Consider the following 6557-nt stretch of genomic DNA (forward strand, 5'->3'; position numbering starts at 1 on the left):
GAAATTAGGCATTGATATAGAACATAAAAAGTATGATATTTGAAGGGAGAAAAACCGTGTTTACCTATAAAATTATTAAATTACCAGCATATCGGGGCGTTGGATTAAAATGGGATGGAGCTTATTCAGAAGTTAGCAATTTAAAGCAAGTGATTACTACTATGAGTAATAGAGTAGAAGAATTGGACCATGTCTTAAACCCAGATCAGCAATTAGGTTTATCTTATCACCTAAGACCGGATGGATTTATACACTACTCTGTTTATGAAGTAACCGAAGAACAACAAGTTCCAGAAGGTATGGTAGAGATTTATGTACCAGAGATGACATACCTAGTGACAACACATCCAAAGGGAGAAAGTATTGGCGAAACCTATGCGAAAATATCAAGCTGGATGGAAGAAGGAGAATACGAACCATTTGTAGAATCTGATAAAACTTATTTTGATTCTCTTCCTATAAAACATGAAAGATATCCAGCTAATCGAGACTTAGAAAATCCGCACTTCGACATTCTTATACCGATTACAAAAAAACACGAAGCATTGAAAAAGAAGCGTTGGAGGCAGTCAAAGAATATAGAGTAATCTTAAACTCTGGTGATGTTTTAAAAGTAAACAAATGAATCTCTGACGATTTTATAGGATATTTTGGATACTATAATGATCGAGATTATGAGGTTTATAACGCAGAATCATATAAAAATGGAAATGTAGACACATTAAATTCGTATCAGGGGAAAAATCCGAACTGGGATTATGAGGATGTAACCTATAATCTTCGCTCAGATAATGAAATGATCTTATCGTCTATCGTGACTTTTTATTTGTCAGGGGAAAAAGCTGCAACTGCTCTCGCGATGGAAATATTCAAAAAAGAAGAAAATGGATGGAAGCTGTACCGCCAACATATGGAGAGATATGCAATGTAAAGGGGTAAAAACTATAAAAACGAGAAAGTTGCTTAGTAATAAATATACCCCTTTCGACGATATTACAAATGGTTAATCAGATAAGGAATGAAGACCGTTCTCAGATTTTTGGGGCGGTTTTTTACTAACTATTTGAATATTCTGGAAGGGTTTGAGGACAGGTTTATCGAAATAACCTACTAAGAGATTTGAAAGGTGGTTACAAAATGAATCAAAAGCTTTGTAGAGTTGGTACGACATATCTTCCAGTTATTGATGTAGAGAGTTCAACAGATTGGTACGTGACTAATTTAGGTGCAACACTTTCCTATATGGATTCAGACAAATCGATTATCAATCTAGCAGACCAAAGCTTTTTCTTAGTAAAAGCAAAGGAATACGAAACAGCTAACTTCATGGATGCAAAAATGGCTGTACGCTTCTCATTAACCTTTGAGGTGGATGGATTGTCGGCGTTAGAAGAACTCCATAACGAATTAAAAGGAAAGGGAGTCGAAGTAGGCGAGATAGAGGACCGTGGCCATGCTGGCAGAAACTTTGTATTCAAAGATCCAAATGGAAACATGTTTGATGTCTGGAGCGAACTAAGCTCTCTCTACAAACTAAGAGCAGGGCTGGAATAATTATTATAAGGGGGTAATTCTATGGAGGAAGCCTTATTAGTAATTGATGTGCAAAACGGTATTGTTAATCGAAAGGATTTCAAAAAGGAACTGGAAACAATAGAAAAGGTAATAAAGGATTTTAAAGAAAAAGGGAAGCCGGTTATTTTTGTCCGGCATTTAGATGAGATCGAAGAAAGTCCGCTTTATAAATATTCGACTGGATCTGAAATTCACTCATCCTTACGGGAGTATGCCGAGCATATTATCGAGAAGCAAACACCAAGCGCATTTTTTAAAACAAAATTGGCCACTTTATTAGACGCACTCGGTATTGAACATGTATTTATAACAGGATTCAACACAGAATATTGTTGTATGTTCACAGCGATTGCTGCTTATGATAGAGGCTATAAGGTTACATTTATTGAGGATGCAACAGGTACAGAGAGTGATGCGGAGTCCTATGAAATGGATGGTCTTGATATTAATGACTTTGTCGGTACCGTTCTTCACTGGTCCGATGCCATTGAAGTTCTCTATTATAAAGAGTTTAAGGAAACCTACACGAGAAAGGTTAATTAGATGGATAAAAGAAAATATTTTATTTTACTTATACCTACACTCCTTATTGGAGTGCTTTTAATTTACACACTACCATCAGACAAAAGGCAGTATGTATTGCTTTTACCAATCGTCTTTTGGATTGTTTATTATGCATGGAAATACTTTGATGAAAAAAAGAGGGAAATACAGTGATTTGCAATTGTTACGATAGAAGTAAGATATAGATGTTAAAAATATTGTTTAGTAATGTAAAGAAATGAGGAAAATAATAGCATGATATCAAAAGTTGGAGGGTTTTCAAGTGGGTATTTGCGAGCTATGTGGAAGAAGTGAAGTAGAAACTACGGTTCACCATTTACTACCAAAAGAAATGGGAGGAACCTTTGGAGAAACTGCCGACCTCTGTATTCCTTGCCATAAGCAAATACATGCCCTTTATACAAATGAGGAAATTGCTGCACGGTTAACAACCATAAAAGAATTACGAGAGGATGACCAGCTCGCACGATTTATAAATTGGTTACGTAAACAACCGCCCACAAAAATCATGAAAATCAGAAAATCGAATGAACGAAAACGAAAAGGGAGATAGAACGAACTTTCACGTCATATTAATTAAATATATTACTAGAATAGGAGAAAATCCTTGAGAAAAATTACCTTATCTAATGGAGAGTATGTTGAGGTTGAATGCTTGAGTTGTGCCATTACAAGTGGAGAGCTTACGCCTGACGGAGGTACCATTTTGGAAACCCCACATTTTCATGCGCATCAAGATGTGGCATACCCGATAAAAGGTCTTGTTATTTTAGCTTCTAAACGTCATGTGAAATCCCTTGATGAGCTTACTGAAGCGGAGAGAATAGACTATATTACTAATTTAACTAGAATTCGAAGAGCTCAACGGGATATTCTTGGAATTGAGTATGTATATTATTTTTACAATGAAGATACCACACATCATTTTCATACTTGGATGGTCCCTCGCTATGAATGGATGTATCAATTTGGGCGCTCTGTAGAGTCAGTCAGGCCAGTCTTGCTTCATGCGAGGAAGGAACTGAATACTCCAGAACATATAAGAGAAGTAAGACATGCCATAAAGGAATTGGCAAAGGAATTGCAAGATTTGGAGGGGGAAACATGACACGAATTGATTATTTAAATGCGCTTATAGTTGGTGTTATTTTAACAATCGCTGGATTTCTACTAATATTCTTCAATGTAACCATGGGTGAATCTTTGGCAACTAACTGGCTTGTTAAGCGGGGAGGGGCGGATACAGCTACCTATAATATTATTCTATCAGGTTATATTAATTCATTCTTAGCAGCAGGGAGTATACTTTTAGCATTTGGGATAGGGTTCATTGCGTTCACATGGTATAAATTAAAAAGCATCTAAAGTGGAGGTATCATATGCAAAATTTCAACTCTAAACACTTTACACTACAAGAAGTGACAGATGGTGTTTTTGCAGCAATTGCCAAAGATGGAGGCGGAGCCGTTGGAAATGCAGGGTTCATTGATTTAGGAGATAAAACCATTGTAATTGACACGTTTAATACACCTCAGGCTGCAGAAGAACTTAAAAATATAGCTGAACAACTCACTGGTCGACCTGTTACCTGGGTTGTAAATAGCCATTGGCATGGTGACCATATTAGAGGGAATCAAGTATTTGTAAACTCAATGATTCTTGCTAGTCAAACTACCTACCAATTAATGAAAGAAAATCATCCAGCAAGGATTCAAAAGCAAAAAGAAAGTGTGGCAGACTTAGAGGCGTACATTCACAGTCTGGAAACTCAAGAAGAAAAGGATAAGAAAACAGAAAATCAAATTTCTTTTTTAAATGAAATTAAATGTTCACTGCCTATTCTCAACTTGAAATTACCACAATACACTTTTAAAAATGAATTCACCATCCATGGATCAAGACGAACTGCAAAAATCCTCACCTTAGGCGGAGCACACTCACCTTGTGATTCGATCCTTTACATACCAGAAGAAGAGGTTATCTTTACCGGGGACATTTTATTTGTCGATACCCATCCAACCTTGCTACCAGAGTCCAACCCGTCAGGATGGCTCGAAATCTTAGGTACCTTAAAAGACATGAAAATCAAACATACCATCCCAGGACATGGACCTGTTGGAAATATGGAAGACATTGCAAAGCTTGAGGACTATATTCAAATGCTACTAGATAGTAGTGATGATGACATTCCTATAGCTTATTCAGATTGGGCATCACCAGAAATCTTTTATGAAAATAGAAAGATCATTAAAGAGTTTTGCATAAAAGCATTCATATAAAAGGGGAGTTCATATGGGGTGGCTACTACTTGTAATGATTGGATATATTCCAATAATTTATCGAATCCATAAGCGATTAGATTTCTTAGAAAAAGAAGTGAAGAGATTGCGTGGTGGAGACAATGTAATCCCGTTGAACAGGAAAAGATGACGCGGAGATCATCAGTAGACCTCCGCGTTTCATTTTTTAAACTTCAATAATAATCGGAAGAATCATTGGTTTGCGTTTTGTTTGAGCAAATAAATATTGACCAACCGACTTGCGTATATCTTGTTTCATGGCATTCCATTGGTATCTATTTTCACTCTGTAAATCGAGGATTGATTTTTTAACAAGTCTGTTTACTTCTCTTAATAAGTCCTCTGAGTCACGGTTAAAGACAAATCCGCGTGTAATTGTGTCTGGTCCAGATATGATTTTTCGATCACGTCTGCTTAAGGTCACCACAATGACTACCATTCCATCTTCAGATAATTGCTTACGGTCACGTAGGATAATGTCGCCAACATCCCCAACACCAATACCATCTACATAGGTGTCACCAGCTGTAACTCTACGTGTTTGTCGGGCTTCAGAGGCGTTAATATCGACTACATCTCCATTTTGAATGATAAAAATATTTTCAGGCTCAACTCCAACAGATTCTGCCAGTAGCTTGTGTTGGTGAAGCATTCTGTATTCTCCGTGTATCGGAACAAAATACGTTGGTTTCATTAGGGTAAGCATGAGTTTGAGGTCATCTTGATAACCATGCCCTGAAACATGCATACCGGTTGAGCTCCCACCATATAATACTCGCGCTCCAAGCTGGAATAAGTTATCGATAATTCGTGAAACATTTTTTTCATTACCTGGTATTGGACCAGCAGCTAATATGACGGTGTCTTCTGGAAGTACTTGAACATCGCGGTAACTTGCATTCGATAAACGTGCGAGTGCAGCCATCGGTTCACCTTGACTTCCCGTGCATAAAATACACACTTTTTCCGGTGCCAAATTGTTTACCTCTTTGGCATCAATCAACATACCATCGGGAATATTGATATAACCCCGTTCAATTGCTACATCTACAACATTAACCATGCTTCTTCCAAGTAACGCGAGTTTTCGATTCGTTTTAATAGAAGCGTCGACTACCTGCTGCACACGACTAATATTAGATGCAAAGGTTGAAACAAACACCTTTCTGGTTGCCTTCATAAAAGCTTCCTCAATAGAATTGCCAACCTTTAATTCGGTTGGTGTCGCACCAGGGCGTTCCGCATTCGTACTTTCAGAAAGTAAAAGAAGAACTCCTTCTCTACCGATTTCCGCCATTTTATGTATATCTGAGTGCTGATCATTCACTGGTGTTAAATCAAATTTGAAGTCACCGGTATGTACCACATTTCCTTCGGGTGTATGAAAAACAATTCCAAGACAATCTGGAATACTATGATTGACCTTGAAAAAGGAAACACTCATTTTACCAAATGTAAGCTTTGAATCTGCATCAATTTGCTTTAGCTCGGTTTCAGCTAAAAGGCGATGTTCTGTTAATTTCAATTCAATAAGTCCTAACGTAAATCTTGTAGCATAAATAGGCACATTCAGCTTTTTCAAAAAGTAAGGGATACCACCAATATGATCCTCATGACCATGTGTGACAAGCATTCCTCGAATTTTATCCCGATTATCCTCCAGGTACGTGATATCAGGGATAATCAAATCGATACCGAGCAAACTTTCATCTGGAAACTTAGAACCGCAGTCAATGATAAGAATATCGTCTTCGTACTGGACAACATACATATTCTTACCAATCTCATTCGTTCCACCAAGCGCAAAGACGGACAAGGCATCACCCATAACTGTACACTCCTTTTTCTTTTTAGTGATAGTATTTCCAGATTTGGTGGAATTATCAAGGGGGTTTGAGGGTGTGGATCTGTTATTGGCCATAAGATAAAAATATTGACCATATAATTTTTTTAATGGCCATAAATGTTAAATAACTTTTTAGCCCCCTAATTAATTTGGACACGACAGAATATTCGGTTACACTTTATCCGATGTGTCCATCCTTAATTTAAGGAGGTGTTTTTATTGCCTAAACAAAAAATTAAAGTCATAGAGGAAGTAAAGAAAAAGTATGTGAG

At 37.2% G+C, this 6557-nt stretch carries 10 protein-coding genes; 9 read left to right on the forward strand and 1 reads right to left on the reverse strand.

Translation table 11 applies throughout. From position 1 onward, the window contains the following. Nucleotides 1–32 precede the first annotated feature (32 nt). The 9 genes from AB3M96_RS20265 to AB3M96_RS20305 all read left to right on the forward strand — a co-directional run bounded on the left by AB3M96_RS20265 (nucleotide 33) and on the right by AB3M96_RS20305 (nucleotide 4569). A complete protein-coding gene (locus AB3M96_RS20265) occupies nucleotides 33–587 on the forward strand; it encodes a GyrI-like domain-containing protein (protein ID WP_412969422.1) in 555 nt (184 codons plus the stop codon). Nucleotides 588–796: 209 nt separating this feature from the next. Further along, a complete protein-coding gene (locus AB3M96_RS20270) occupies nucleotides 797–931 on the forward strand; it encodes a hypothetical protein (RefSeq protein WP_412969423.1) in 135 nt (44 codons plus the stop codon). A gap of 206 nt (nucleotides 932–1137) precedes the next feature. Continuing rightward, nucleotides 1138–1554 (forward strand): VOC family protein, encoded by a 417-nt coding sequence (locus tag AB3M96_RS20275; protein WP_412969424.1) that lies wholly within the window; start codon nucleotides 1138–1140, stop codon nucleotides 1552–1554. A gap of 21 nt (nucleotides 1555–1575) precedes the next feature. Beyond that, on the forward strand, nucleotides 1576–2118 hold the full coding sequence (locus tag AB3M96_RS20280) for an isochorismatase family protein (protein WP_412969425.1): 543 nt from the start codon (nucleotides 1576–1578) through the stop codon (nucleotides 2116–2118). Nucleotides 2119–2401: 283 nt separating this feature from the next. Then, nucleotides 2402–2692, forward strand: coding sequence for an HNH nuclease-like protein HlpB (gene hlpB, locus AB3M96_RS20285; RefSeq protein ID WP_412969426.1), 291 nt, complete (start codon nucleotides 2402–2404; stop codon nucleotides 2690–2692). Between the two features lie 54 nt (nucleotides 2693–2746). Continuing rightward, nucleotides 2747–3247 carry an HIT family protein gene (locus tag AB3M96_RS20290; protein WP_412969427.1) on the forward strand — a complete coding sequence of 167 codons (501 nt, stop codon included), beginning with the start codon at nucleotides 2747–2749 and terminating at the stop codon, nucleotides 3245–3247. Continuing rightward, nucleotides 3244–3504, forward strand: a complete 261-nt coding sequence (locus AB3M96_RS20295; protein WP_412969428.1) for a hypothetical protein — start codon at nucleotides 3244–3246, stop codon at nucleotides 3502–3504. The genes AB3M96_RS20290 and AB3M96_RS20295 overlap by 4 nt, the downstream gene beginning before the upstream one ends. A gap of 14 nt (nucleotides 3505–3518) precedes the next feature. Further along, nucleotides 3519–4418 carry an MBL fold metallo-hydrolase gene (locus AB3M96_RS20300; protein ID WP_412969429.1) on the forward strand — a complete coding sequence of 300 codons (900 nt, stop codon included), beginning with the start codon at nucleotides 3519–3521 and terminating at the stop codon, nucleotides 4416–4418. A 13-nt stretch (nucleotides 4419–4431) separates the two neighbouring features. Further along, nucleotides 4432–4569 carry a hypothetical protein gene (locus tag AB3M96_RS20305; protein ID WP_412969430.1) on the forward strand — a complete coding sequence of 46 codons (138 nt, stop codon included), beginning with the start codon at nucleotides 4432–4434 and terminating at the stop codon, nucleotides 4567–4569. A 36-nt stretch (nucleotides 4570–4605) separates the two neighbouring features. On the opposite strand, the gene AB3M96_RS20310 is transcribed toward AB3M96_RS20305, so the two are convergent. Continuing rightward, a complete protein-coding gene (locus AB3M96_RS20310) occupies nucleotides 4606–6267 on the reverse strand; it encodes a ribonuclease J (RefSeq protein WP_412969431.1) in 1662 nt (553 codons plus the stop codon). Nucleotides 6268–6557 lie beyond the last annotated feature (290 nt).

It is taken from the genome of Ferdinandcohnia jepli, assembly GCF_047246645.1.
Taxonomy (GTDB): Bacteria; Bacillota; Bacilli; order Bacillales; family Bacillaceae_L; genus Ferdinandcohnia.

Bases quoted from the DNA above. Each gene is read 5' to 3' on its own strand.
- AB3M96_RS20280 (WP_412969425.1), top strand. From the start codon at position 1,576: ATGGAGGAAGCCTTATTAGTAATTGATGTGCAAAACGGTATTGTTAAT.
- AB3M96_RS20305 (WP_412969430.1), top strand. From the start codon at position 4,432: ATGGGGTGGCTACTACTTGTAATGATTGGATATATTCCAATAATTTAT.
- AB3M96_RS20265 (WP_412969422.1), top strand. From the start codon at position 33: ATGATATTTGAAGGGAGAAAAACCGTGTTTACCTATAAAATTATTAAA.
- AB3M96_RS20310 (WP_412969431.1), bottom strand. From the start codon at position 6,267: ATGGGTGATGCCTTGTCCGTCTTTGCGCTTGGTGGAACGAATGAGATT.
- AB3M96_RS20300 (WP_412969429.1), top strand. From the start codon at position 3,519: ATGCAAAATTTCAACTCTAAACACTTTACACTACAAGAAGTGACAGAT.
- AB3M96_RS20295 (WP_412969428.1), top strand. From the start codon at position 3,244: ATGACACGAATTGATTATTTAAATGCGCTTATAGTTGGTGTTATTTTA.
- AB3M96_RS20270 (WP_412969423.1), top strand. From the start codon at position 797: ATGATCTTATCGTCTATCGTGACTTTTTATTTGTCAGGGGAAAAAGCT.
- AB3M96_RS20275 (WP_412969424.1), top strand. From the start codon at position 1,138: ATGAATCAAAAGCTTTGTAGAGTTGGTACGACATATCTTCCAGTTATT.